Here is a 25807-nt window from a genome sequence, read left to right on the forward strand (position 1 = left end):
GTCCTGGAGGGGGTGAACAACCGCATCAAGGTGATCAAACGCATGGCCTATGGCTTTCGGGACTCGGCCTACTTTTTCCTGAAAATCAAGGCCGCCTTCCCCGGGAAAGCGCGATGAACCTTAAAAACGGCCTCAGAATGCTCATTTACAACTCGTAAACTCCGCTTCTTCGGCCGTTTTTGCCTTGTCTCGGCTGCCTCGCCTACGTTCTTCAACAACCTGTTAGGTTGCTATCGATGGCGCAGCCTAGCACGACTGCTGAAACATGCGGTTGCATTTGCTGGGCAAGCTGTTCGGTCACCGAGTTTCTTGTCAGATTTTTCTGACTCGTAAGACAATTTTTCTTTGTCAGAGGCAGGCTTTTCGTTAATATCTGACCTCCGAGTCAGGTAATTCCCGCCGACTATTCTTTCTGCGGTCCTTCCCCAAAAAGGACCGACAACCGTTTATTGCACAAAAATTGGGTCCGGCTTCGGCCGGCCCAGGAGAAACGGGCATGTCCACTCCTGAACTATCCCGCCGCGCCTTCCTGCAAGGCAGCGTTGTCGCCGGCATCGGCATCACCCTCGCGCCGCTCGGCAGCAAGGCCTTCGCCGCGCTGTTCGAAGAACAGGTCACCCGTGGCCCCGAGTCCTGGCACACCGCTGGTGGCCAGGCCCGTGGGCGGATCGATGGGGTCAGCAAGGTCTGTGGCGGCAAGGTGTTCGCCCGCGACATCCGCGCCAGGGACATGCCCGGCTGGCCGCAGCGGCAGGGCCATGCACTGCTGATCAAGGCCACCCGCGCCGACCACCTGTACCAGGGCCTCGACCTGTCGATGCTGGGGGATGAGCTCAAGCCCGACCGCGTGGTGACCGCCGCGGACCTGGCGCGGGATGGCATCGCCTTCCCCGAAGGCCACAGTCCGGACCCCTTCCTGCCGGAAGGCCAGGTGCCCATGTTCATCGGCCACCCGGTGGCGCTGCTGATCTGGAAGGACTTCGACCGCTATCGCCGCGCCAGGAACATCCTCAAGTTCAACGAGAAGGTGGTGCGCTACGGTGCCCAGGCCCCGCTGTTCCAGCGCGACCCCTACGGCAGCTTCCGCTTCGTCCGCGTGGGCGGCGCCACGCCGTTCGAGCCGGACACCTTCTCCAGCCTCAAGGACAGCATGCTGTTCCCGCTGATCCGCGAGCGCAAACCCACCTGGGGGGCTGGCAACCCGATGGGCGACCTGACCGCCCAGGGCATCTACCACGCCGAGCAGATGCAGTCGAAGCTGGCCAATCCGCCGGAAGGCTGGCTGATCTTCGACGAGCGCTTCAAGACCCAATCCATCGAGCCGGCCGCCCTGGAAGCGGACAACGGCAACGGCTGGTACGACGCGGCCACCGGCACCCTGCATTTTGTCGTGGCCACCCAGTGCCCCTTCGAAGTGGCTGAGCAGACCGCGCACATGCTGGCGCCGTCGCGCTTCAAGGTCACCAGGCTGAACATGCACCCCGGCTACACCGTGGGGTACGGCTCCAAGGACAACAACATCTTCGTCTTCTACGCCGCCCTGGCCGCCATGTACGGCGACGGCGTGCCGGTGCGCCTGGCCAATGACCGCTACGAGCAGTTCCAGAGCGGCATCAAGCGTCACGCCTTCGACATGCACTACCAGCTGGCGGTGAAGAAGGACGACCTGTCGTTCCAGATCTTCCGTGCCCACATGGACGTCGACGGCGGCGGCCGCATCAACTACAGCCCCTCGGTAGCCGCCGTGGGGGCTACCGCCGCGCAGTCCATCTACTACCTGCCGCAGAGCGACCTGGCCGCGACCGCCTACCACTCCCGTGGCGTCGAGGCCGGCTCCATGCGCGGTTACGGCACCCTGCAGACCATGGCCGCCACCGAGATGATGGTGGACGAGGTGGCCCAGCGCCTGGGCGTCGACCCCATCGAGCTGCGCAAGAAGAACGTCTTCAAGTCCGGCATGAAGAACACCCAGGGCGCCATTCCCGCCGGAGCCTTGCGTCTGGAGGAGATCCTCGACAAGGCCGCGCAGCACGAGATCTGGAAGAACCGCGAGGCACGCAAGCGCGAGGAAGAGGCGAAGGACCCGGACAACTACTACGGCGTGGGCTTCGCCATCTGCCAGAAGGACTTCGGCACCGGCTCCGAAGCGCCGATGGCGAGCCTCGAGTTCACTGCCGATGGCCGCGTGATGCTGCGCCAGATCGCCATCGACATGGGCACTGGCATGGCCACTTCCCAGGCCCTGCTGGTGGCCGACTACCTGGGCCGCCCGGCCCACGAGATCCGCACCGGCGTTACCGAATGGGCCGAACTGGCCCTGACCACCAGTGGCAACCCCTATCTGATCAGCCAGGCCGAGCAGGACGCCGCGCTGCAGAACCCGCGTTGGGTCGGCAAGCTGGCATCGCCGTCCTCGGCGACCAACTCGGCCTACTACTCCGGCCACGGCACCCGCGAGGCGGCGCGCATCCTCTTCAACCACGGCCTGTGGCCGGCGGCGCTGGCCATCTGGGGGCGCGGCGAGTTCGGCGGTCTGGCCAACCCTTACGTGGTGCGCCGCGAAGACGCCCACTGGGTGGAAGGCAAGCTCACCGCCAACGGTCTGCCGCCGATTCCCTTCGAGCTGCTGGCGCACAAGGCCCATGAACTGGGCCTGGTCACCGGCGCCAGCGTCCACGGGTTCAACCGCTGGGCCTGGGCCGAGGGCGAGTTCGAAATCGACGGCAAGCGCGACACCTTCCCGCTGGACGCTATCGCCGTGAAGTACGGCGACGGCGCGCCCCCGGAGAAGAAGGCGAAGATGACCAGCCACGGCTTCCACCTGCTGGACCGCACTGCCATCAGCTACCCGCCGACCCAGCTGAACAACGCCATGGTCACCTACTACAGCCCGGTCGCCACCCTGGTCGAGGTGAAGGTGAACAAGGGCAGCGGCGAGGCGCGGGTGATCAACCATCACTCCTGGCTGGAGTGCGGCCGCGTCATCGTCCCGGAACTCGTGCGCGGCCAGCTCGAAGGCGGCATCGCCATGGGCATCGGCCACGCGCTGCTGGAAGAAATGCCGCTGTACGAGGGCGGTCCCGGCGAAGGCACCTGGAACTTCAACCGCTACCAGTTGCCCCGCGCCAAGGATTGCGCGGTGTGGAGCCAGAGCGCCGAAATCCTTCCGCCGCTGTCGCCCAGCGACCCGGCCAAGGGCATTGCCGAAGTGGTGATGATCCCCGTGGTTGGCGCCATCGTGAACGCCGTGGCCCATGCCACCGGCAAGCGCCTGCGCGACCTTCCCCTGACCCCGGCCCGCATCAAGGAGGCCCTCCATGGCTAAGCGCGCCCTCAGCATGACCATCAACGGCCAGGCCGTCGGTCCCTTCACCGTGGACGACGACCTGATGATGATCGAGTTCCTCCACGAATACCTGAACCTCACCGGCTCGCGCTTCGGCTGCGGCCAGGGCGTCTGCCATGCCTGCGTGGCGATCCTCGACAAGCCCGACGGCACCAGTGAGGAAATCCGCACCTGCATCACCGGCGCGCACTTCTTCGACGGCAAGAAGGTGCGCACCGTCGAAGGCCACGCCAGGCGCGATGACAAGGGCGAAGTGACCGGGCTGAACCCGATCCAGCAGAAGTTCATCGACCAGTTCGCCTTCCAGTGCAGCTACTGCACCCCCGGCTACGTCAACGCCGCCACCGTGCTGGTGGAAAAGCTCCAGCGCCAGCCGGTCAGGCGCAGCGAACTGGAAGGGGAGATCGAGCGCGCGCTGGGCAACCACATCTGCCGCTGTACCGGCTATGTCCGCTACTACAACGCCGCGCGCGAAGTGGTGGAAGACCTCGGCCTGGTCAGGGAGGGTTGAGGATGCGCGCGCTTATCCTCGCGGCCCTGCTGCTGCCCCTGGCCGCCCAGGCCGCTGAACAACCGGCGGACAAGGCGCTGATCGAGCGCGGCAAGTACCTGGCCCGCGCCGCCGACTGCGTGGCCTGCCACAGCGTCGAAGGCGGCGCCGAGTACGCCGGTGGCCTGCCGCTGGTATCGCCGTTCGGCACCATCTACGGCACCAACATCACCCCGGACAAGGAGCACGGCATCGGCGACTACAGCGCCGACGACTTCTTCAAGGCGGTGACCCAGGGCGAGCGTAAGGACGGCAGCAAGCTGTACCCGGCCATGCCCTACACCTCTTACCACCTGCTCAAGCGCGAAGACTCCGACGCCATCTACGCCTATCTGATGAGCCTGGAGCCCATCGCCAAGCCGAGCCCGAAGACCGAGCTGGCCTTCCCCTTCAACGTGCGTTTCGGCATGACCTTCTGGAACATGCTGTACAAGAACCGCGTGCAGCTCGAACCGGCCGACGGCAAGGGCGAGGAATGGCAGCGTGGCCAGTATCTGGTGGAAGTGCTCGGCCACTGCGGCGAGTGCCACACCCCGCGCAACGCCGTTGGCGCCCTGCAGCAGGACCGGCGCATGAGTGGCGGAGTGATCCTCGGCTACGAGGCTCCCAGCCTGCTGGCCCGGGACCTGGCCGAGCGTGGCTGGACCACCGACGACCTGACCACCTTCCTCAAGCACGGCATCAGCGACCAGGGCTCGGTGTTCAACGAGATGTACCCGGTGCTGCACCACAGCACCCAGTACCTGCCCCGGGATGACCATCGCGCGATGGCCACCTACCTGTTGGGCGAGCAGCCGCCTGCACCGCGCAAGATCGTCGCCGTTGCCGAGGCCCGGCTGGGCGAAAGCGCCGCCCGTGGCCTCCAGCAGTACCTCAACGTCTGCGCCGGCTGCCACGGCGCGGAAGGCGAGGGCGTGCCCCACGTGGCGGTCGCCATGAACGGCAACACGACCCTGCGCCTGGCCGATCCCCGCAACCTGCTGCGGGTGATCGACGACGGTATCCGCGCACAGCAGTTCACCGGCTTCGAGCGGATGCAGCCAATGCCCGGCTTCAGGGATAAACTCGACGACGGCCAGCTGCGCGACCTGCTCAACTACCTGCGTCAGACCTGGGGTGGTCTCGATAACGAGGTGGACCCCGAGCGGGTGGCGCAATTGCGTGGCCAAGCCCCGTCCCACTGATAACGGTATCCCGCGATGCAACACCTCGACCTGCTGGTGGTGCGCAAGGCCCTGGAATGGTCCGCTGCCGGCCAGCGCGTGTGGCTCTGCACCGTCCTGGCCACTTACGGCTCGGCGCCCCGCGCGCCGGGCTCGCTGCTGGCGGCCACCGCCGACGGGCACTGGATCGGCTCGCTGTCCGGTGGCTGCGTGGAGGATGACTTCCTTGAACGCCTGGTTGCCGGTGCCTTCCCCGAGCCGGTGCAGCTGGTGCGCTATGGCGATGGCAGCGACAGCCATTCGTCGATCCGCCTGCCCTGCGGCGGCATCCTCGACGTGCTGGTGGAAAACCTGCCCGCCGATTGCGAGGTGCAGGCCCACTTGCGCGAGCTGGAAAGCGCCCTGGCGGGCCAGCGCCGGCTGATCCGCGAGGTGTCCGTGCCCGACGGCGCCCGGCGCCTGCTGCCCGACCGCGATCACGGTCCGCGGGTGGAGCGCGAGGACCGGCTGCTGCGCCTGCGCGTCGGTGCCGCCCAGCGCCTGCTGCTGGCGGGGTATTCCACGGTCGCCCAGGTGTGCGCCGAGTTCGGCCAGAGCCTGGGCTTTGAAGTGGTGCTTTGCGATCCGCGTGACGAAGCCCTGCAGGGCGTCGAGCTGCCGGGGGTAGAAATCCGCCGCGAACTGCCCTCGGAGTTCATCCGCCAGGGCGGTTGCCATGCTGATACCGCAGTGGTCGCCCTGACCCACGATCCGAAGATCGACGACCTGGCGATGATCGAAGCTGTGCGCACCGACGCCTTCTACATCGGCGTGATGGGCTCCATGGCCACCAGCGCCAAGCGCATGGAGCGCCTGCGCCGGGTGGGCGGCCTAGACGAGGCGGAGATCGCCCGCATCATCGCCCCCATCGGCCTCAACCTGGGCAGCAAGACCCCATCGGAAATCGCCCTGGCGGTGATGGCGGATATCCTGCGGGTGCGCAATGGCATTGCGCGGGAAAGGGTCTGACGCCGGGCTGCTTTCCTTGTGGGGGCGAATTCATTCGCTATGCAGACCGCCGGTCTGCCCTGCAACTTTGTGGGGCAGCTGCGCTGCCCTTAGCGAATGAATGCGCCCCCACAGTGATTGTGCCGCCCCAGCAGAACGGAGCTGATCTATGCCCCAAGTCCCCGCCCTGATCCTCGCCGCCGGCTTCGGCAACCGCTTCGGCAGCGACAAGCGCCGCGCCACGCTGGCCGATGGCCGCACCCTGCTGGCGGCCAGCCTTGTGCGGGCGCAGGCGGTGTTCGACGAGGTGCACCTGGTGCTGCGCCCGGACGACGACCCGGCGACCCTCGGCCTTCCGCCGGACTGCAACATCATCCTTTGCGAAGACGCCAGTCAGGGCATGGGCCACAGCCTGGCGGCCGGGGCGCGGGCGCTGGCGGCGGGGGAGGGGGAAGCTATCGCCGTGCTGCTGGGCGATATGCCCTGGATCGCCGAGTCCAGCCTGCGCGCCCTGATCGCCAGGGCGGCGCCGCGCCGCATCGTCTTCCCGGTCCACCACGATGAGCGCGGTCATCCGGTGCTGTTCGGGCGGGACTTCTGGCCTGAATTGCAGAGGCTTACCGGCGATGAAGGCGCGCGCCGCGTCCTGCGTGCTCACGCCTCCGCCTGGGTGGCGGTGGGGGTGGACGATCCGGGTGTGCTGCGCGACGTGGACAATCCCGAGGCGCTCGAACCGTAGGTTGCTGCAGAGCGCAGCGAAACCCGACAGCTCGGCCGCAAGTTCGCGTCGTTGGGCTTCGCTGCGCTCAGACCAACCTACACCACTCCATGCGGCGCGCAGCCGCGCGGCAACCTGTCGCGCGGCAACGAGACACAGTTTCCAGAATGCCTTGGCCGGCTAATCTCAATGCATTGCTTGATCTGCGTCAAAACCCCTGGCGCGGGATCGTGAAGGGCCGTGGCCCGCATCCAGTCGCAGCAGCCTGACAAGAACAATCCGGCCCGGCCTGGCTCCGCTACCAAGGGAGTCGCGCGGGGCCCTTGCCCGTATCAACCTGATTAGAGGATTCGCCATGTTCGGATTGGAGGCTCTCGATCTCGCCCGAATGCAGTTCGCCTTCACCGTGTCCTTCCACATCATCTTCCCGGCCATCACCATCGGCCTGGCGAGCTACCTCGCCGTACTGGAAGGGCTGTGGCTGAAGACGGGGCAGGAGGTCTACCGCGACCTCTACCACTTCTGGTCGAAGATCTTCGCCGTCAACTTCGGCATGGGCGTGGTATCCGGCCTGGTCATGGCCTACCAGTTCGGCACCAACTGGAGCGCCTTCTCCGACTTCGCAGGTGCAGTCACAGGACCCTTGCTGACCTACGAGGTGCTCACCGCCTTCTTCCTCGAAGCCGGCTTCCTCGGCGTGATGCTGTTCGGCTGGAACCGCGTCGGTCCGGGCCTGCACTTCTTCGCCACGGTGATGGTGGCCATCGGCACCATCATTTCCACCTTCTGGATCCTCGCCTCCAACAGCTGGATGCAGACCCCGCAGGGCTTCGAGATCATCGACGGCCGCGTGGTGCCGGTGGACTGGCTGGCGGTGGTCTTCAATCCGTCCTTCCCCTACCGCCTGCTGCACATGGCCACCGCCGCCTTCCTCGCCACGGCCTTCTTCGTCGGCGCCTCGGCGGCCTGGCACCTGTTGCGCGGCCGCGACAACCCGGCGATCCGCAAGATGCTCTCCATGGCCATGTGGATGGCGCTGCTGGTGGCGCCGGTACAGGCCTTCATCGGCGACCTGCACGGCCTGAACACCCTCAAGCACCAGCCGGTGAAGATCGCCGCGATGGAAGGCCACTGGGACAACAGCAGCGGCGAGGCGACCCCGCTGATCCTCTTCGGCTGGCCGGACATGGAGCGTGAGGAAACCCGCTTCAAGGTGGAGATTCCCTACCTCGGCAGCATCATCCTGACCCACAGCCTGGACCAGCAGGTGCCGGCGCTGAAGGAGTTCCCCAGGGAAGACCGCCCCAACTCCACCGTGGTGTTCTGGTCCTTCCGCATCATGGTGGCCCTGGGAATGCTGATGATTCTGGTGGGCCTCTGGAGCCTGTGGCTGCGCTGGCGCGGCGGGCTGTTCCGCTCGCGGCCGTTCCTCTACCTGTGCCTGTGGATGGGGCCGTCGGGGCTGATCGCCATCCTCGCCGGCTGGTTCACCACCGAAGTGGGCCGCCAGCCCTGGGTGGTCTATGGCCTGATGCGCACCGCCGATGCGGTGTCCAACCAGAGCGTGGCGCAGATGAGCCTGACCCTGGTGAGCTTCGTGGTGGTGTATTTCGTGCTCTTCGGCACCGGTATCGGCTACATGATGCGCCTGGTGCGCAAGGGCCCGGTCATCCATGAAGGCAAGGAACTGGGCATTGGCGGCCCCGGCCAGCACCGCACCCCTGCACGCCCGCTCTCGGCGACCGAAGAGGGCATGGACGATGACGACAACGCTGCAACCCTGCCGAGGACCTGAACATGGGCGTCGACCTTTCTCTGATCTGGGCCATCATCATCATCTTCGGCGTGATGATGTATGTGGTGATGGACGGTTTCGACCTCGGAATCGGCATCCTCTTCCCCTTCGTCAAGGATGACGGCGAGCGCGACGTGATGATGAACACCGTCGCGCCGGTGTGGGACGGCAACGAAACCTGGCTGATCCTCGGCGGCGCGGGCCTGTTCGGCGCCTTCCCGCTGGCCTACTCGGTTGTGCTTTCCGCGCTCTACCTGCCGCTTATCCTGATGCTCCTGGGCCTGATCTTCCGCGGCGTGGCCTTCGAGTTCCGCTTCAAGGCCCGGCCGGCCAAGCGCCACCTGTGGGACAAGGCCTTCATCGGCGGTTCCATCGCCGCCACCTTCTTCCAGGGCGTGGCCCTGGGGGCCTTCATCGAAGGCATCCCGGTGGTGGACCGCGCCTATGTCGGCGGTTCCCTGGACTGGCTCGCGCCCTTCCCGCTGTTCTGCGGCCTGGGCCTGATCGCCGCCTATGCGCTGCTGGGCTGCACCTGGCTGATCATGAAGACCGAAGGCCGCCTGCAGCAGCAGATGCACGACCTGGCCCGTCCGCTGGTGCTGGTGCTGCTGGGCATCACCGGCATCGTCAGCATCTGGACGCCGCTGGCCCACGAGGAGATCGCCACGCGCTGGTTCAGCCTGCCCAACCTGTTCTGGTTCATGCCGGTGCCGATCCTGGTGCTGGTGTGCACCTGGGCGCTGCTGCGCGCAGTGGCGAACAACGCCCACCATGCGCCGTTCGTGCTGACCCTGGTGCTGATCTTCCTCGGCTACAGCGGCCTGGGGATCAGCCTCTGGCCCAACGTGATCCCGCCGTCCATCTCCATCTGGGATGCCGCGGCGCCGCCGCAGAGCCAGGGCTTCATGCTGGTGGGGGCGCTGTTCATCATCCCCTTCATCCTGATGTACACCGCGTGGAGCTACTACGTGTTCCGCGGCAAGGTGCGGGTGGAAGATGGCTACCACTAGGAGCAGGGCGATGGACGAATCCGGGAAGAGGCCCCTGTGGCAGCGCCTGGGCTGGCTGGTGGGCATCTGGGCCCTCAGCGTGCTGGCCCTCGGTGCGGCGGCCTACCTGCTGCGGATGTTCATGGCGGCGGCGGGGTTGAGTACGCACTGACTGCTTTCTCCCCTCTCCCTCTGGGAGAGGGGCCGGGGGAGAGGGCTGCTGGGCCTCGCTCGGATTCCGGGGGCAACTGCGTTGCCCTTCGAGAATGAATTCGCTCCTGCAAGAGGCAGGGCTCCAGGGGTTACTTGCTCGCCTTCAACACCACGAACTTCGGCGTCGCCGCCACCTGCTCGACCCCACGGAACAGGCGCTTGAGCTTGGCGTGGTAGCCCAGGTGGCGGTTGCCCACGATCCACAACTCGCCCCCCTTCGCCAGCGCATTGCGCGCCTGCACGAACATGCGCCAGGCGAGGAAGTCGCCCACCACCTGCTGCTGGTGGAAGGGCGGGTTGCACAGCACCAGGTCCAACGAATCCGCCGGCTGCTCGGCGAGGCCGTCGCCGGCGCGGATGTCCGCCGGGCGCTCGCCCAGGGCCGCGCGCCAGTTCTCCTGCGCCGATTGCACCGCCATGTAGGACTCATCCACCAGGGTCATCCGCGCCTGCGGGTTGGCCAGGGCGTAGACGATGCCGAGCACGCCATTGCCGCAGCCCAGGTCCGCAGCGCGGACGTCCGCCAGGCTGCGCGGCAGGTGCGGGAGAAAGGCACGGGTGCCGATATCCAGCCCGTCGCGGCAGAACACGTTGGCGTGGTTCACCAGCGTCAGGCGCGGTTGCTCCAGTTGGTAGCGGGTGGGGTAGGGCGATGTGGCGGCCGGTTTCTGCTCGGGCGTGGCGATCAGCAGGCGGGCTTTCTTCACCGCCAGCGAGGGCTGCATCGGGCCGATATATTTTGCCAGCAGGTCACCGGCGGCATGGGGCAGGTGCTTGACCATGCCGGCGGCCACCACGGTGGCGCCGGGGGCCAGCTGGCCGTGCAGGCGGATCAGCTGTTCCTCCAGCAGCGCCAGGGTCTTGGGCACGCGGATCAGTACCCGGTCGAACGGGCCGGCGGCCACTTCGCTGGCCGGCACGAAGCGCACGCTTTCGCCGTCCAGCCCATTGCGCGCCAGGTTGCGCTGCAGGGCGATATGGCCGAGGTGGGAGTCGCCGCTGCTGGTGACCCGGGCGTGGGGCGCGAGGCTGGCCGCCAGCGCACCGAAGCTGTCGTTCAGGACCAGGATGCGTGTCTCGCCGCTGATACCTTGCTCATGGAGATGGTTGAGCAGGTATTCGTCGGCGGCATCGAAGGCTTGCAGCGGATCATCCTGCTGCTCGGGCTGGCGAACGAGGTCGAGCTGGGCGAAAGGCGTAGCAAATATAGGCATAAGAACCGGCGGTGTTTCTGAAGGCCGCTTTGCGAGACACTGGGGCGGTCTTCGAACGAATCGGAAAAGAGTGGGAGCGGAGTATGACCGCCAGCGAAGAGAAGTTCACCCGTCAGACCCTGCAGGATGTACAGACCCTGACGCCCAGCCTGTTCACCCTGCGCACCACCCGCGACGCGGGCTTTCGCTTCCGCGCCGGGCAGTTCGCCCGCCTGGGGGTGACCAAGGCCGATGGCAGTACGGTCTGGCGCGCCTATTCCATGGTGTCGGCGCCCCATGACGAGCATCTGGAGTTCTTTTCCATCGTGGTGCCGGGGGGCGAGTTCACCAGTGAGCTGGCACGGCTCGAAGTCGGCGATACCCTGCTGGTGGACAAACAGGCTTTCGGCTTCCTCACCCTCGACCGCTTCAGCGATGGCCGCGACCTCTGGCTGCTGGCCACCGGCACCGGGCTGGCGCCCTTCCTGTCGATCCTCCAGGACCTGGAAGTCTGGCAGCGCTTCGAGCGCATCATCCTGGTCTACAGCGTGCGCCAGGCGGCGGAACTGGCCTACCAGCCGCTGATCGAGGACCTGAAGAACCGCGACTACCTGGAAGGTGTCGCCGAGAAGCTGCTGTATATCCCGGTGGTGACCCGCGAGGAAGTGCCCGGCGCGCTGCACGGGCGCATCACCACCCTGATCGGGAACGGCGAACTGGAACGCGCCGCCGGGCTGGAACTGACCCCGGAACACAGCCGCGTGATGCTCTGCGGCAACCCGCAGATGATCGACGACACCCGCGCGGTGCTGAAGAAGCGCGACATGAACCTCAGCCTCACCCGTCGCCCGGGGCAGGTGGCGGTGGAGAATTATTGGTGAGGCAGCGGTTGCTCTCGCTTTTGTGGGGGCGATTTCAATCGCTAAGCAGACCGCAGGTCTGCCCGACAGTTGATAGGGGGCTGCTGCGCAGCCCTAAGCGAATGAATTCGCCCCCACAGGGTTCGGCCCTCAGGCGTCCATCTCCACCCGACTCGCACACCCCCCGTCGCACCGCCCCGGACAGCTGCACCCCGTGCTGCTGCGGCCGGTGGCGCGTTCCATGCGCCGGGCCACGGGTTCGTCGTCGGCGAAGGGCAGCATGCTGGCCTCGTCGATCTGGCGCTGGCTCCTGCCACCCAGGCAGGCCTGGGTGGCGAGGTAGAAGACGCTCAGTGCGGCCAGGCTGAGCAGGGCGTAGGCGCCTTCGCTATCCATGGGCCACCGCCTGCGGCACGGCTTCGGTGCGGCGGGCATCGCCGGTGCGCACGGTGCGCCAGGTATTCCAGGCCATCAGCAGCATGCCGGTGACGAAGAAGATGCCGCCGATCATGCGCACCACGAAGCCGGGATGGCTGGCTTCCAGGGCTTCGACGAAGGAGTAGGTGAGGGTGCCGTCCTCGTTGACCGCGCGCCACATCAGGCCCTGGGTGATGCCATTGACCCACATGGAGGCGATGTAAAGAACCGTACCGATGGTGGCCAGCCAGAAGTGCGCGTTGATCAGGCCGACGCTGTGCATTTGCGTACGCCCCCAGAGGCGCGGGGTCAGGTGGTAGAGCGAGCCGATGGTGATCATCGCCACCCAGCCCAGCGCTCCGGCGTGCACGTGGCCGATGGTCCAGTCGGTGTAGTGGGAGAGGGCGTTGACCGTCTTGATGGCCATCATCGGGCCCTCGAAGGTACTCATGCCATAGAAGGCCAGCGACACCACCAGAAAGCGCAGGATCGGGTCGTCGCGCAGCTTATGCCAGGCGCCGGAGAGGGTCATCATGCCGTTGATCATGCCGCCCCAGGACGGCGCCAGCAGGATGATCGACATCACCATGCCGAGGGACTGCGCCCAATCCGGCAGGGCGGTGTAGTGCAGGTGGTGCGGGCCGGCCCAGATGTACAAGGTGATCAGCGCCCAGAAGTGCACGATGGACAGGCGATAGGAATACACCGGGCGCCCGGCCTGCTTGGGGATGAAGTAGTACATCATCCCGAGGAAGCCGGTGGTGAGGAAAAAGCCCACGGCGTTGTGGCCGTACCACCACTGCACCATCGCATCGGTGGCGCCGGAGTAGACCGAGTAGGACTTGAACCAGCTCACCGGAATGGCCAGGTGGACGACCACGTGGAGCATGGCGGTGACCACGATGAAGGCGCCGAAGAACCAGTTGCCCACATAGATGTGCTTGGTCTTGCGCTTGATGATGGTGCCGAAGAACACCACGGCGTAGGCGACCCAGATGATGCCCATCCACACCGCGCCGGTGAATTCCACCTCGGCGTATTCCTTGGTGGTGGTCAGGCCCTGGGGCAGGGTCACCAGGAGGATCACCACCAGCGCCTGCCAGCCCCAGAAGGTGAAGGCTGCGAGCGAGCCGCCGTACAGCCGCGCCTGGCAGGTGCGCTGCACGGTGTAGTAGCTGGTGGCGAACAGCGCGCTGCCGCCGAAGGCGAAGATCACCAGGTTAGTGTGCAGCGGGCGCAGGCGGCCGAAGCTGGTCCATGGCAGGTCGAGGTTCAGCGCCGGCCAGACGAGCTGGGCGGCGATGAACACGCCCATGCCCATGCCGACGATGCCCCAGACGAGGGTCATCAGGGCGAACTGGCGAACCACCTTGTAGTCGTAGGTCGGTTCCGGGATTGCGGTGTTCATGTGCGGGCCTTTCGGTTGGGAAGACTGAGCGGCGCCATTCTGGAAAGCCAACCGAAAAGGAAACAGACTCAGATCCAGGCACTTTTGCATGCTCAGATCGGAGCCCCCTGTAGGAGCGAGCTTGCTCGCGAACCGCAGCCATTCGCGAGCAAGCTCGCTCCTACAACTCCATCTGATACGGTTTTTCGCAGCAGACCTGAAGCTGTTTTCGTGAGGCTCTCCCACGCATAGTGAAGGCCCCCGCCTGCCTTGCTGGAGCCGCTTGCATGTACCACTACGACGACTACGACCGCGCCCTGGTGCAGGAGCGCGTGGCGCAATTCCGCGACCAGGTGGCGCGGCGTATCAGCGGCGAGCTGAGCGAGGAAGAATTCCTTCCGCTGCGCCTGCAGAACGGCCTCTACCTGCAGAAACACGCCTATATGCTGCGGGTCGCCATCCCCTACGGCACCTTGTCGTCGAACCAGCTGCGCTGCCTGGCGCACATCGCCCGCGCACATGACCGTGGCTACGGCCATTTCACCACCCGGCAGAACATCCAGTTCAACTGGATCGAGCTCGCCGAAGTGCCGGACATCCTCCAACTGCTGGCCGAGGTGGACATGCATGCCATCCAGACCTCCGGCAACTGCGTACGCAACATCACCACCGAGGCCTTCGCCGGGGTGGCTGCCGACGAACTGCTGGACCCGCGACCACTGGCGGAAATCCTCCGCCAGTGGTCCACCATCAACCCGGAATTCCTCTTCCTGCCGCGCAAGTTCAAGATCGCCCTCTGCGCCGCCGAACAAGACCGCGCCGCTGTGCAGATGCACGATATCGGCCTCTACCTGTACCGCGACGAAAACGCCGAGATGCGCCTGCGGGTGATGGTGGGCGGCGGGCTCGGGCGCACGCCGATCCTCGGCCAGCAGATCCGCGACGGCCTGCACTGGCGTCACCTGCTGTCCTACGTCGAGGCCATCCTGCGGGTCTACAACCGCCACGGGCGGCGTGACAACAAGTACAAGGCGCGGATCAAGATCCTGGTGAGGGCGCTGGGCATCGACGCCTTCGCCCGTGAGGTGGAAGCCGAGTGGCAACACCTGAAGGATGGCCCTGCCGAGCTGACCGAAGACGAATACCAGCGGGTCGCCGCCAGCTTCGAGGCGCCGTCCTATGCCCGTCTCGATGACGCCGATCTCGGCTTCGGCAGCCACCTGGCGCGGGACCCGGCCTTTGCCCGCTGGTGCGCGCGTAACCTGCAGGCGCACAAGGTGCCGGGCTATGCCGCGGTGGTGCTGTCCACCAAGCCGGGGCCAGAGGCGCCCCCCGGTGACGTCACCGCCGCGCAGATGGAAGCGGTGGCCGACTGGGCCGAGCGTTTCGGCTTCGGTGAAATCCGTATCGCCCACGAACAGAACCTGGTGCTGCCGGACGTGCGTAAATCCGACCTCTACGCGCTCTGGCTGCTGGCTCGCGAACAGGGGCTGGCGACCGCCAATATCGGCCTGCTCACCGACATCATCGCCTGCCCGGGGGGCGACTACTGTTCCCTCGCCAACGCCAAGTCCATCCCCATCGCCCAGGCCATCCAGGCGCGCTTTCCCGATCCGGCGGCACTTGAGGACCTGGGTGAGCTGAGCCTGAACATCTCCGGCTGCATGAACGCCTGCGGCCACCACCACATCGGCAACATCGGCATCCTTGGCGTGGATAAGGGCGGCAGCGAGTGGTACCAGATCACCCTCGGCGGCGCCCAGGGTATGGACAGTGAACTGGGCAAGGTGATCGGCCCGTCGTTCAGTGCCGACGAGGTGCCGGAGGTGATCGAAAAGGTGGTGGCGACCTTCCGCGACTACCGCGAGGCGGAGGAACGCTTCGTCGACACGGTGCGCCGCATCGGCCTGGAGCCCTTCAAGGAGCGGGTCTACGCCAGGGCGGAGGTGCCGGCATGAACAACCTGATCAGGCTGGTGGACGGCCAGGCGCAACTGATGGCGAACGACCCCTGGACCCTGGTGCGCGAGGCCGGTGATGCCTTGCCCGCGGGCCCGCTGATCCTGCCGCTGGCGCTCTGGCGCGAGCGCGATGGCCGCGATGGCCTGCTGCTGCAACCGGATGACGAGGTGGAGCCACTGGCGTCGCTGCTGTCGGAATCGCTGCCGCTGATCGCCGTGGAGTTTCCCAGCTTCCGCGACGGCCGTGGCTACAGCCAGGCCTACCTGCTGCGGGTGCGTCTCGGCTGGCGTGGCGAACTGCGCGCGGTAGGCGATGTGCTACGGGACCAGCTCAGCCACATGCGCCAGTGCGGCTTCGATGCCTTCGCCGTGCGCGAGGACAAATCCGCCGAGGACGCGCTCAAGGGATTGGCCGGCTTGAGCGTGCTCTACGGTCGCTCCGTGATAGAGCCAAACCCTCTGTTTCGTAGGCGCTAAGAGATTTCTTACATGATTGGTAATGATTCCTGACTTAGCGCTGGCGATTTTCTGACCTAGCATTCGCAGTTCGTTTATCCGAACCGGAAACCAATGGACAGCGACAGTAGTTGCAAGCCGCCCCCTGCGACCCTGGAGGCGGCTTCCCTCCCCACCTGCGTCCCCGTACGCCAGTTCAAATTGCAGCTTCCCGCTGCGTACGCTTCGTGCATGTCGATGCAACGCCAGCAGGCGTGGTTTGCGCCTGCCCGTAAATCTCTCCCGAGAGCCTGATCCCTATGGAATGGATACTTGATCCCACGGCCTGGCTAGGCCTGCTGACCCTGATCGTCCTGGAGATCGTCCTCGGCATCGACAACCTGGTGTTCATCGCCATCCTGGCCGACAAGCTGCCGCCCCATCAGCGCGACCGCGCGCGGCTGATCGGCCTGTCGCTGGCGCTGATCATGCGCCTGGGCCTGCTGGCGAGTATTTCCTGGCTCGTCACCCTCACCACGCCGCTGTTCGAGGTATTCGGCAAGAGCTTCTCTGGCCGCGACCTGATCATGCTCTTCGGTGGTGTGTTCCTGCTGTTCAAGGCCACCATGGAACTGCATGAACGCCTGGAGGGCCGGGTCCACACACAGGGCGGCAGCCGAGCATATGCCCTGTTCTGGCCGGTGGTGGCGCAGATCGTGGTGCTGGACGCAGTGTTCTCCCTGGACGCGGTGATTACCGCCGTTGGCATGGTGGAGCACCTGGAAGTGATGATGATTGCCGTGGTTGTCTCCATCGGCCTGATGATCATCGCCAGCAAGCCTCTGACCGCCTTCGTCAACGCCCACCCGACGGTGATCATGCTGTGTCTGGGCTTCCTGATGATGATCGGCTTCAGCCTGACCGCCGAAGGCCTGGGTTTCCACATCCCGAAGGGCTACCTGTACGCCGCCATCGGCTTCTCGCTGCTGATCGAGGCCGCCAACCAACTGGTGCGCTGGCGCCGCAAGCGCCAGCTCCAGGGCGACCGCAGCGTGCGTGAGCGCACGGCCCACGCTGTGTTGCGCCTGTTGGGCGGGCGTGGTGTGGAGGCCGAAGAAGTCGGCGACGAAATCGCCGATCTGGTGGGTGCTGACGATGCTGGCAAGGCGCCCTTCGACCGCCGCGAGCGGATCATGATCAGCGGTGTGCTGGGGCTGGCAGAACGCCCGATCCACACCCTGATGACCAACCGCAGCGAGGTGGAGCGCATCGACCTGGACGAACCCCGCGAGGTCATCCGCGACGCCCTGCTGCGCTCACCTCACTCGCGACTGCTGGTAATCCGCGGCGGCGACGTGGACGAGCCCCTGGGCTACGTGCACAAGAAGGAACTGCTGCGCGAACTGCTGCAGGGCCGGGACCCGGATTTCACGCAGGTGCTGCGGGTTCCGCCCAACCTGCCGGAAAGCGCATCGGTGCTGGGCGCCCTGGAGGAAATGCGCAAGGCCTCTACCCACGTGGCCTTCGTGGTCAATGAGTTCGGCGGCTTCGAGGGCCTGTTGACCATGACCGACATACTCGAATCCATCGCCGGCGAACTGCCCGATGCCAGCGAGGTGGACGGGCTGGATATCGAGCCATGCGATGGCGGCTGGAAGGTCAGCGGTGCGCTGAACCTCAGTCTTCTGGGCGAGCGCCTGGGCTTTTCCGCCAAGCCCGGCGAGGACTACCAGACCCTCGCCGGTCTCGCCATGAGCCTGCTGGACCGCCTGCCGGTGATGGGGGATGCCCTGGAAGTGGACGGCTGGCAGCTGGAGGTGATCGAGGTGAAGGAAAGGCGGGTCAATCGCCTGCTGCTCAAGCCTTTGGCGTAGATGAGCCGAGACATTGTGGGGGCGATTTCAATCGCTGAGCGGGCTGCAGGCTCGCCCCACGAGGTCACAGGGCCGCTTCGCGCCCCATCGCGAATAAATTCGCCCCCACAAAAAGCAACGGCGCCATCGAGGCGCCGTTTTTTATGCGATGTCCGTCAGGACTGCTTGTCCCGCTGCGCCTTCAGCAGGTCGCGGATCTCGGTCAGCAGCTCCTGGTCCTTGGTGGGCGCCGGTGGTGCTTCCGGGGCAGCGGCCTCTTCACGCTTGAGCTTGTTGATCGCCTTGACCCCCACGAAGATCGCGAAGGCGATGATGACGAAATCGAGCACGGTCTGGATGAACTTGCCATAAGCCAGCACTACCGCCGGAATATCGCCCTCAGCGGCCTTGAGGGTGATGGCCAGGTCGGAAAAGTCGACCCCGCCGATCAGCAGGCCAATGGGCGGCATGATCACGTCGCCCACGAAGGACGAGACGATCTTGCCGAAGGCGGCACCAATGATGATGCCCACGGCCATGTCGACCACATTGCCCTTGACGGCGAAGGCTTTGAATTCACTGAGCAGGCTCATGTTTCACTCCCTGAGTTCTGGTTTTAAGGCTGAAGTGTAATTCAACGAATCGAGGCTTCCAGTGCTGGTCACCTCCTTGTGCGCCGCACATGCTAGGGCCCGGCATGGCCGCTGCCAAGCCTGCCGGGTGTTTCCGTCGGGTGGCGCTTTCCGCCGCTGGACACTGGTCTAGCCTGAGAGTGAGGCTGCAAGAGGAGGGTCGCTGCCATGCCACTAGAACACCACCCGCTCAACCGTGAATTCCCGGAGTTCAAGGACACCATGCGCACGCTGCTGCAGAGCGATGCGCACTTTGCCCGGTTGGCGGGGGAGTATCAGGAACTGGATTCGCGCATCTATGAAGTCGAGGACGGCAACCAGGCCCTCGACGACAACACTTTGCACGGCTGGAAGCTGCAAAGGGTTGCGCTGAAGGACGAGATCGCCCGGCTGCTCAAGAGTGCCAAGGGCTGACGAGGCGACTTGATCGGGGTCAACGGGGGCGGGGAGGTGGCCGGATAGGCTGGGGCGTCCCTTTTCCGGAGCCCGTCCCATGCCTGCCACCACCCCGCCGCCCGTATCTGCCGAGCGTCAGCAAGCCATCGAGCGTCTGGAACGCCTGCAACAGCAGTACGACCTGCTGCAACGTCGCATCGCGCGCGTCGAGGAGGGCAGCGAGCCGCTGGACGGCTCCAGCCTGATCATCCTGCGCATGCGCCTTGACGGCCTGCGCCGGGACATGGAGCGACAGTATCGGCGTGCCCGCGGCCAGTGCTGCAACTGCGGCGGCGGTTGCCGGGGGTGATCCGCTATCATGCGGGCTTTCGTGTTTCTGACGGAGTCCGCTGATGGCCAAGGCCAAGCGCTTGTACGGCTGCACCGAGTGCGGCGCCACCTTTCCCAAATGGGCCGGCCAGTGCGCCGATTGCGGGGCATGGAACACCCTGGTGGAAACCGTGCTGGAGGGCGCCGCGGCGTCTTCCTCGGGCGGCCGCGGCGGCTGGGCTGGCCAGCAGGCGCAGATCAAGACCCTGGCCGAGGTCAGCGTCGAGGAAATGCCGCGCTTCTCCACCGCGTCCACCGAGCTGGACCGCGTCCTCGGCGGCGGCCTGGTGGATGGCTCGGTGGTGCTGATCGGCGGTGATCCGGGCATCGGCAAGTCCACCATTCTCCTGCAGACCCTCTGCAACATCGCCACGCGCTTCCCCGCCCTTTATGTCACCGGTGAGGAATCCCAGCAGCAGGTGGCCATGCGCGCTCGCCGCCTGGGCCTGCCGGAAGACAAGCTCAAGGTCATGACCGAGACCTGCATCGAAGCCATCATCGCCACCGCCCGGCTGGAAAAGCCGAAGGTGATGGTGATCGACTCCATCCAGACCATCTTCACCGAGCAATTGCAGTCCGCCCCCGGCGGCGTGGCCCAGGTGCGCGAGAGCGCGGCCCTGCTGGTGCGATTCGCCAAACAGAGCGGCACGGCGATCTTCCTGGTCGGCCACGTGACCAAGGAAGGCGCCCTGGCCGGCCCCCGCGTGCTGGAGCACATGGTGGACACGGTGCTCTATTTCGAGGGCGAATCCGATGGCCGCCTGCGCCTGCTGCGGGCGGTGAAGAACCGTTTCGGCGCGGTGAACGAGCTGGGCGTGTTCGGCATGACCGACAAGGGTCTGAAGGAAGTCTCCAACCCTTCGGCGATCTTCCTCACCCGCGCCCAGGAATCCGTGCCCGGCAGCGTGGTGATGGCCACCTGGGAGGGGTCGCGGCCCATGCTGGTCGAGGTCCAGGCCCTGGTGGACACCAGCCACCTGGCCAACCCGCGAAGGGTGACCCTGGGCCTGGACCAGAACCGCCTGGCCATGCTGCTGGCGGTGCTGCACCGCCATGGCGGCATTCCCACCTACGACCAGGACGTGTTCCTCAACGTGGTGGGCGGTGTGAAGGTGCTGGAGACCGCCTCCGACCTGGCGCTGATCGCCGCCATCATCTCCAGCCTGCGCAATCGTCCGCTGGCCCATGACGTTCTGGTGTTCGGCGAGGTCGGGCTTTCCGGCGAGGTACGCCCGGTGCCCAGCGGCCAGGAGCGCCTGAAGGAAGCTGCCAAGCACGGCTTCAAGCGCGCGATCGTGCCCAGGGGCAACGCGCCCAAGGAGAATCCGCCGGGGCTTGATGTGATCGCGGTGACGCGCCTGGAGCAGGCACTGGATGCGCTGTTCGAATAGCCGATTACGCCTCGGAACCGGTGCGCGCGGCGCACCTTGCGCCTTTAACGAGGATGACAATCCACCGTGCGCACCAGCGGTTTGACCTGGCGCAGAAGACACGCCCGGTTCAGGCCAAGCCAAAGAGGTCGGCCTTGTAGGATACCCATCAAGGGCGGGTGTGAAGGCTGCTAGGACTCGCCCAATGCCGTCAGCTCACGTTCCAGCAGCGCTTCGCTGCCGAGGTTGAGCTCCACCAGGCGGCGCAGGTGGCTGATGGAGTCCAGGTCGACATGGCGGCAGATGAAACCCAGCTGGTCGCCCTGGGCGCGGGTCAGTTCCACTTCCATCGCGACCTGAACGCCGGCCCCCAGGTCGATGCGGACGTCGAAGGGCTTGGCCGGGTCGCCATCCCAGTCCGACGGGCGAATCACCAGCAGGCCCTTGAGGGATATGTCGTGCAGCTCCGCCACCCAGCGCCTGTCGTCCTGCGCGATGGTGGTGGCGGCATCGAAGTGGATGCGGTGGAAGCGCCGACGTTCGCTGGCGATTTCACTCATGTTCATGCTCCTGCGAGATTCCAACCACTATAGACAAGGCGCTCCAGGCCTTCATTCGCCCAGGTGCCGCCAGATCCACAAAATCATTGCCGCAATCGCCAGCGCCGGCTGGGTGGAGAAGTCGGCACGGCCGGTGGCCGATAAGGCGAGCCGGAGTCGGTTTGACAGTTCTCCATACGTCGCCAAAGCTGCTTATGCGGTTTCTCTATAAATTCCAGCGGAGCGCCAATAATGGATATGCGACTTCTGAAAAAGGCTTTGATTGCGGGGCTGCTCGGCGCAGCCAGCGTGGCGGCGCAGGCCGACCAGGCGGGTGGCGGTGGTTGCGGCTGGGGCAACATGCTGTTCGAAGGCCAGCGCGGCCTGGCCCCGCACCTGCTGGCCACCACCACCAACGGTACGTCCGGTAATGCCACCTTCGGCCTGACCTCGGGTACCAACGGTTGTGATTCCAGTGTGCGCCTGGGCTATGGCGGCCGCTCCTGGCTGGCCATGAACGGCATGCTCGACAACATTGCCGAAGACATGGCCCTGGGCAAGGGCGAGGCGCTGGACGCCTATGCGACCCTGCTGGGCATCGAACAGTCCGATCGCGCCCACTTCGCCCAGGTCACCCAGGCCAACTTCTCCACCATCTTCTCCTCGCCAGACGTCACTGGGGATCAGGTGCTCGCCGCCACGCTCGACGTCATGAGCCGTGACCAGCAGCTGGCCCGTTATGCCAAGCAGCCGAGCTAAGTCCGACAGGGCATAAGAAAGCCGGGCCTTGCCCGGCTTTTTTCTAGCCCCCTGTCGCTGAAAGGACCATTCCAGACCCGGTTCGGTCATGGCCATTTCCACAGGGACTAAGCTTGTGCGGCAGCTTGTCTGTTCATTCATTCGGAGCTCCCCATGAACAATAACAACAGCGTCCTGCGCCACCTGCCCTGGGCAGTGGTGGCCGTGGCCGGCGCCTGCGCCCTGGGTGTCGTCGCGTTGCGGCGCGGTGAAGCGATCAATGCACTGTGGATAGTGGTCGCGGCCGTTGCCCTGTATCTGGTCGCCTATCGCTACTACAGCCTGTTCATTGCCACCAGAGTGATGCAGCTCGATCCAGCTCGCGCCACGCCGGCCGTCCTTCACAATGACGGCCTGGATTTCGTCCCAACCAACAAACACGTGCTCTTCGGGCACCACTTCGCTGCCATCGCCGGCGCCGGTCCGCTGGTGGGCCCGGTACTCGCTGCGCAGATGGGCTACCTGCCCGGCACCCTCTGGCTGATCGCCGGCGTGGTCCTGGCCGGTGCGGTGCAGGACTTCATGGTGCTGTTCATTTCCAGCCGTCGTGACGGTCGTTCCCTGGGCGACCTGGTGCGTGAGGAGATGGGCCAGGTGGCTGGCACCATCGCGCTGTTCGGCGCCTTCCTGATCATGATCATCATCCTCGCGGTGCTCTCGCTGATCGTGGTGAAGGCCCTGGCGGAAAGCCCCTGGGGCATGTTCACGGTGATGGCGACCATCCCCATCGCGATGCTGATGGGGCTCTACATGCGTTATATCCGCCCGGGCCGCATTGGCGAGATTTCGGTGGTGGGCGTGGTCCTGCTGCTGACTTCCATCTGGCTCGGCGGCCAGGTCGCCGCCGACCCGGTCTGGGGCCCGGCGTTCACCTTCAGCGGCGTGCAGATCACCTGGATGCTGATCGGCTACGGCTTCGTCGCCGCCGTGCTGCCGGTGTGGCTGATCCTCGCCCCGCGTGACTACCTGTCGACCTTCCTCAAGATCGGCACCATTGTGGCGCTGGCCATCGGCATCCTGATCACCATGCCGGAGCTGAAGATGCCGGCGCTGACCCAGTTCGTCGACGGCACTGGCCCGGTATGGAAGGGCACCCTGTTCCCCTTCCTGTTCATCACCATCGCCTGCGGCGCGGTTTCCGGCTTCCATGCGCTGATCAGCTCCGGTACCACGCCGAAGATGCTGGCCAGTGAGTCCCATGCTCGCTACATCGGCTACGGCGGCATGCTGATGGAATCCTTCGTTGCCATCATGGCCATGGTCGCCGCCTCGGTGATCGAGCCGGGCGTGTACTTCGCCATGAACAGCCCGCCGGCCGTGGTGGGGGCGGATGTCACCAGCGTGGCGGCGGCGGTGAGCAACTGGGGCTTCGCCATCACCCCCGAGCAACTGCAGGCGACCGCCAGGGACATTGGCGAACACACCATCCTGGCCCGTGCCGGCGGCGCGCCGACCCTGGCCGTGGGTATCGCGCAGATCCTTCACCAGGTGCTGCCGGGTGAGAACACCATGGCCTTCTGGTACCACTTCGCGATCCTCTTCGAGGCGCTGTTCATCCTCACCGCGGTGGACGCCGGTACCCGCGCCGGTCGCTTCATGCTGCAGGACCTCTTGGGCAACTTCGTCCCGGCGCTGAGAAAGACCGAGTCCTGGACTGCCAACGTCATCGCCACCGCCGGTTGCGTGGCCCTCTGGGGCTGGCTGCTGTACCAGGGCGTGATCGACCCGCTGGGTGGCATCAACACCCTGTGGCCGCTGTTCGGCATTTCCAACCAGATGCTCGCCGGCATCGCCCTGATGCTGGGCTGCGTGGTGCTGATCAAGATGAAGCGCCAGCGCTATGTATGGGTGACGCTGATTCCGGCGACCTGGCTACTGATCTGCACCACCAGCGCCGGTGTGATCAAGCTCATCGACCCGAACCCGGCCGTTGGCTTCCTGGCCCTGGCCAGGAAATACAGCGACGCCCTGGACGCCGGGCAGGTGCTGGCGCCGGCCAAGGACATCGGCCAGATGCAGAACGTGATCTTCAACGCCTACACCAACGCGACCCTGACCGCGTTGTTCCTCTTTGTGGTGCTGAGCATCCTGTTCTACGCCATCAAGGTGGGCAGAAACGCCTGGATGAAGCCGGAGCGCACCGACAAGGAATCGCCGTTCCAGCCGGTTCCGGACGCTTGAGGAGACCACGAGCATGTTCAATGACCTGAGCCGCATGGGTAAGTACCTCGGGCAGGCCGCGCGCATGCTGGTGGGCATGCCCGACTACGACAATTACGTCGAGCACATGCACAACAAGCACCCGGACAAGCCGGTGATGACTTACGAGGAGTTCTTCCGCGAGCGCCAGGAGGCGCGTTATGGCGGCGGCAAGGGACGGCCTGTGCGTTGTTGCTGAGCTGAGAAGCAGAGGCAGGGAGCGCCACGCATTGTCGTGGCGCTCTTTTTTTCGCCCAAGAAGAAGCCCGGCATGTGCCGGGCTCCTTCGTTGCGCGGTTGCTTACTTGCCGTAAACCGGCAGCTTGGCGCAGATGGCCTTGACCTGGTCGCGAACGCGGTCGATCACGGACTCGTCGCCCATGTTCTCCAGGATGTCGCAGATCCAGGTGGCCAGCTCGCGGCACTCGGCTTCCTTGAAGCCGCGAGTGGTGACGGCCGGGGTACCGATGCGCAGGCCGGAGGTGACGAAGGGCGAGCGCGGGTCGTTCGGTACGGAGTTCTTGTTCACGGTGATGAAGGCGCGGCCCAGGGCGGCGTCCGCATCCTTGCCGGTGATGTCCTGCTTGATCAGGGACAGCAGGAACAGGTGGTTCCTGGTGCCGCCGGAAACCACGTCGAAGCCGCGTTCGACGAATACCTGGGCCATGGCCTGGGCGTTCTTCACCACTTGCTCCTGGTAGGCCTTGAACTCGGGCTGCAGGGCTTCCTTGAAGCACACGGCCTTGGCGGCGATCACGTGCATCAGCGGGCCGCCCTGGCCGCCCGGGAATACGGCGGAGTTCAGCTTCTTCTCGATCTCTTCGTTGGCCTTGGCCAGGATCAGGCCGCCGCGCGGACCGCGCAGGGTCTTGTGGGTGGTGGTGGTGACCACGTCGGCGTAGGGCAGCGGGTTCGGGTAGACGCCAGCGGCAACCAGGCCGGCGACGTGGGCCATGTCGACGAACAGGTAGGCGCCTACCTTGTCGGCGATGGCGCGGAAGCGCGGGAAGTCCAGGATCTGCGAGTAGGCGGAGAAGCCGGCGATGATCATCTTCGGCTTGTGCTCCACTGCCAGGCGCTCGACTTCGTCGTAGTCGATCAGGCCGGTGGCGGTGTCCAGGCCGTACTGCACGGCCTTGTAGATCTTGCCGGAGAAGTTCACGGAAGCGCCGTGGGTCAGGTGGCCGCCGTGGGCCAGGCTCATGCCGAGGACGGTGTCGCCCGGCTGTACCAGGGCCTGGAATACGGCGCTGTTGGCCTGGGAGCCGGAGTGCGGCTGGACGTTGGCGTAGTCGGCGCCGAACAGTTGCTTGGCGCGGTCGATGGCCAGTTGCTCGACGATGTCGACGTACTCGCAACCACCGTAGTAGCGCTTGTGCGGGTAGCCCTCGGCGTACTTGTTGGTCAGCACGGAGCCCTGGGCTTCCATCACCGCCGGGCTGGTGTAGTTCTCGGAGGCGATGAGCTCGATGTGCTCTTCCTGGCGCTGGGCTTCTTGCTCCATGGCGGCGAACAGGTCGGCATCGTAGCGGGCGAGGGTCAAATCACGGCTGAACATGGCGGTCCTCATAAGGAACGGTGCTGGGAAAGCTGCGCATTCTACCTGATCGGTCGCGGGCTGGCATATGAAGGTCGGTC

The 25807-nt window shown here is 65.5% G+C and carries 25 protein-coding genes; 19 read left to right on the forward strand and 6 right to left on the reverse strand.

The features are described from left to right. From ACFW0B_RS18690 to ACFW0B_RS18730, 9 genes are all read left to right on the forward strand, one after another. Nucleotides 1-117: transposase (locus ACFW0B_RS18690; protein ID WP_211168518.1), on the forward strand; the 117-nt coding region annotated here is incomplete at its 5' end. Nucleotides 118-496: 379 nt separating this feature from the next. Next, a complete protein-coding gene (locus ACFW0B_RS18695) occupies nucleotides 497-3325 on the forward strand; it encodes a xanthine dehydrogenase family protein molybdopterin-binding subunit (protein WP_449150502.1) in 2829 nt (942 codons plus the stop codon). Next, on the forward strand, nucleotides 3318-3857 hold the full coding sequence (locus ACFW0B_RS18700; RefSeq protein ID WP_449150503.1) for a (2Fe-2S)-binding protein: 540 nt from the start codon (nucleotides 3318-3320) through the stop codon (nucleotides 3855-3857). Before ACFW0B_RS18695 ends, ACFW0B_RS18700 begins: the two co-directional genes overlap by 8 nt. 2 nt (nucleotides 3858-3859) lie before the next feature. After that, the gene (locus tag ACFW0B_RS18705; RefSeq protein WP_449150504.1) at nucleotides 3860-5080 is read left to right on the forward strand and encodes a cytochrome c; all 1221 of its coding nucleotides are present in this window, start codon (nucleotides 3860-3862) and stop codon (nucleotides 5078-5080) included. A 15-nt stretch (nucleotides 5081-5095) separates the two neighbouring features. Further along, nucleotides 5096-6067: an XdhC family protein gene (locus ACFW0B_RS18710; RefSeq protein ID WP_449150505.1), complete on the forward strand. Its 972-nt coding sequence runs from the start codon at nucleotides 5096-5098 to the stop codon at nucleotides 6065-6067. A 148-nt stretch (nucleotides 6068-6215) separates the two neighbouring features. Further along, nucleotides 6216-6785 carry a nucleotidyltransferase family protein gene (locus ACFW0B_RS18715; RefSeq protein WP_449150506.1) on the forward strand — a complete coding sequence of 190 codons (570 nt, stop codon included), beginning with the start codon at nucleotides 6216-6218 and terminating at the stop codon, nucleotides 6783-6785. 334 nt (nucleotides 6786-7119) lie between these two features. Beyond that, nucleotides 7120-8559 (forward strand): cytochrome ubiquinol oxidase subunit I, encoded by a 1440-nt coding sequence (locus ACFW0B_RS18720; protein WP_449150507.1) that lies wholly within the window; start codon nucleotides 7120-7122, stop codon nucleotides 8557-8559. Between the two features lie 2 nt (nucleotides 8560-8561). After that, nucleotides 8562-9569, forward strand: coding sequence for a cytochrome d ubiquinol oxidase subunit II (cydB, locus tag ACFW0B_RS18725; RefSeq protein WP_449150508.1), 1008 nt, complete (start codon nucleotides 8562-8564; stop codon nucleotides 9567-9569). A 10-nt stretch (nucleotides 9570-9579) separates the two neighbouring features. Then, nucleotides 9580-9720 carry a DUF2474 domain-containing protein gene (locus ACFW0B_RS18730; RefSeq protein WP_449150509.1) on the forward strand — a complete coding sequence of 47 codons (141 nt, stop codon included), beginning with the start codon at nucleotides 9580-9582 and terminating at the stop codon, nucleotides 9718-9720. Between the two features lie 130 nt (nucleotides 9721-9850). Here ACFW0B_RS18730 and ACFW0B_RS18735 read toward each other — a convergent pair whose 3' ends face one another. Beyond that, a complete protein-coding gene (locus ACFW0B_RS18735) occupies nucleotides 9851-10975 on the reverse strand; it encodes a methyltransferase (RefSeq protein WP_449150510.1) in 1125 nt (374 codons plus the stop codon). A gap of 83 nt (nucleotides 10976-11058) precedes the next feature. Here ACFW0B_RS18735 and ACFW0B_RS18740 point away from each other — a divergent pair, with 83 nt between their 5' ends. Next, nucleotides 11059-11835: a ferredoxin--NADP reductase gene (locus ACFW0B_RS18740; RefSeq protein WP_449150511.1), complete on the forward strand. Its 777-nt coding sequence runs from the start codon at nucleotides 11059-11061 to the stop codon at nucleotides 11833-11835. Nucleotides 11836-11964: 129 nt separating this feature from the next. Here ACFW0B_RS18740 and ACFW0B_RS18745 read toward each other — a convergent pair whose 3' ends face one another. Continuing rightward, nucleotides 11965-12210, reverse strand: coding sequence for a cbb3-type cytochrome c oxidase subunit 3 (locus ACFW0B_RS18745; protein ID WP_449150512.1), 246 nt, complete (start codon nucleotides 12208-12210; stop codon nucleotides 11965-11967). Beyond that, nucleotides 12203-13639 (reverse strand): cytochrome-c oxidase, cbb3-type subunit I, encoded by a 1437-nt coding sequence (gene ccoN, locus ACFW0B_RS18750; protein WP_449150513.1) that lies wholly within the window; start codon nucleotides 13637-13639, stop codon nucleotides 12203-12205. Before ccoN ends, ACFW0B_RS18745 begins: the two co-directional genes overlap by 8 nt. A 266-nt stretch (nucleotides 13640-13905) precedes the next feature. Here ccoN and ACFW0B_RS18755 point away from each other — a divergent pair, with 266 nt between their 5' ends. The 3 genes from ACFW0B_RS18755 to ACFW0B_RS18765 all read left to right on the forward strand — a co-directional run bounded on the left by ACFW0B_RS18755 (nucleotide 13906) and on the right by ACFW0B_RS18765 (nucleotide 17887). Then, nucleotides 13906-15576, forward strand: coding sequence for a nitrite/sulfite reductase (locus ACFW0B_RS18755; protein ID WP_449150514.1), 1671 nt, complete (start codon nucleotides 13906-13908; stop codon nucleotides 15574-15576). Beyond that, nucleotides 15573-16055: a DUF934 domain-containing protein gene (locus ACFW0B_RS18760; protein ID WP_449150515.1), complete on the forward strand. Its 483-nt coding sequence runs from the start codon at nucleotides 15573-15575 to the stop codon at nucleotides 16053-16055. Before ACFW0B_RS18755 ends, ACFW0B_RS18760 begins: the two co-directional genes overlap by 4 nt. 278 nt (nucleotides 16056-16333) lie before the next feature. Further along, entirely contained in the window at nucleotides 16334-17887 is a 1554-nt protein-coding gene (locus ACFW0B_RS18765) for a TerC family protein (RefSeq protein WP_449150516.1), read from the forward strand. Between the two features lie 155 nt (nucleotides 17888-18042). Here the strand turns inward: ACFW0B_RS18765 and mscL are convergent, their stop codons facing one another. Then, entirely contained in the window at nucleotides 18043-18459 is a 417-nt protein-coding gene (gene mscL / locus ACFW0B_RS18770) for a large-conductance mechanosensitive channel protein MscL (protein ID WP_449150517.1), read from the reverse strand. Nucleotides 18460-18666: 207 nt separating this feature from the next. Between mscL and ACFW0B_RS18775 the strand changes: the two genes are divergently transcribed. From ACFW0B_RS18775 to radA, 3 genes are all read left to right on the forward strand, one after another. Continuing rightward, nucleotides 18667-18912 (forward strand): YdcH family protein, encoded by a 246-nt coding sequence (locus ACFW0B_RS18775; RefSeq protein WP_449150518.1) that lies wholly within the window; start codon nucleotides 18667-18669, stop codon nucleotides 18910-18912. 79 nt (nucleotides 18913-18991) lie between these two features. Further along, nucleotides 18992-19243, forward strand: a complete 252-nt coding sequence (locus ACFW0B_RS18780) for a hypothetical protein (protein WP_449150519.1) — start codon at nucleotides 18992-18994, stop codon at nucleotides 19241-19243. 43 nt (nucleotides 19244-19286) lie between these two features. Further along, nucleotides 19287-20654, forward strand: coding sequence for a DNA repair protein RadA (gene radA / locus ACFW0B_RS18785; RefSeq protein WP_449150520.1), 1368 nt, complete (start codon nucleotides 19287-19289; stop codon nucleotides 20652-20654). A 170-nt stretch (nucleotides 20655-20824) separates the two neighbouring features. On the opposite strand, the gene ACFW0B_RS18790 is transcribed toward radA, so the two are convergent. Beyond that, nucleotides 20825-21193, reverse strand: coding sequence for a PilZ domain-containing protein (locus ACFW0B_RS18790; RefSeq protein WP_449150521.1), 369 nt, complete (start codon nucleotides 21191-21193; stop codon nucleotides 20825-20827). Nucleotides 21194-21424: 231 nt separating this feature from the next. On the opposite strand from ACFW0B_RS18790, the gene ACFW0B_RS18795 reads away from it, so the two are divergent. The 3 genes from ACFW0B_RS18795 (at nucleotide 21425) to ACFW0B_RS18805 (ending at nucleotide 24368) form a co-directional block, all read left to right on the forward strand. Then, on the forward strand, nucleotides 21425-21931 hold the full coding sequence (locus ACFW0B_RS18795; RefSeq protein ID WP_449150522.1) for a DUF3015 domain-containing protein: 507 nt from the start codon (nucleotides 21425-21427) through the stop codon (nucleotides 21929-21931). 153 nt (nucleotides 21932-22084) lie between these two features. Then, nucleotides 22085-24151 (forward strand): carbon starvation CstA family protein, encoded by a 2067-nt coding sequence (locus ACFW0B_RS18800; RefSeq protein ID WP_449150523.1) that lies wholly within the window; start codon nucleotides 22085-22087, stop codon nucleotides 24149-24151. A gap of 13 nt (nucleotides 24152-24164) precedes the next feature. Continuing rightward, nucleotides 24165-24368: a YbdD/YjiX family protein gene (locus tag ACFW0B_RS18805; protein ID WP_120653017.1), complete on the forward strand. Its 204-nt coding sequence runs from the start codon at nucleotides 24165-24167 to the stop codon at nucleotides 24366-24368. Nucleotides 24369-24470: 102 nt separating this feature from the next. On the opposite strand, the gene glyA is transcribed toward ACFW0B_RS18805, so the two are convergent. After that, nucleotides 24471-25727, reverse strand: coding sequence for a serine hydroxymethyltransferase (gene glyA, locus ACFW0B_RS18810; RefSeq protein WP_449150524.1), 1257 nt, complete (start codon nucleotides 25725-25727; stop codon nucleotides 24471-24473). Between the last annotated feature and the right edge of the window lie 80 nt (nucleotides 25728-25807).

It is taken from the genome of Metapseudomonas phytobenefica, assembly GCF_043392685.1.
Taxonomy (GTDB): Bacteria; Pseudomonadota; Gammaproteobacteria; order Pseudomonadales; family Pseudomonadaceae; genus Metapseudomonas.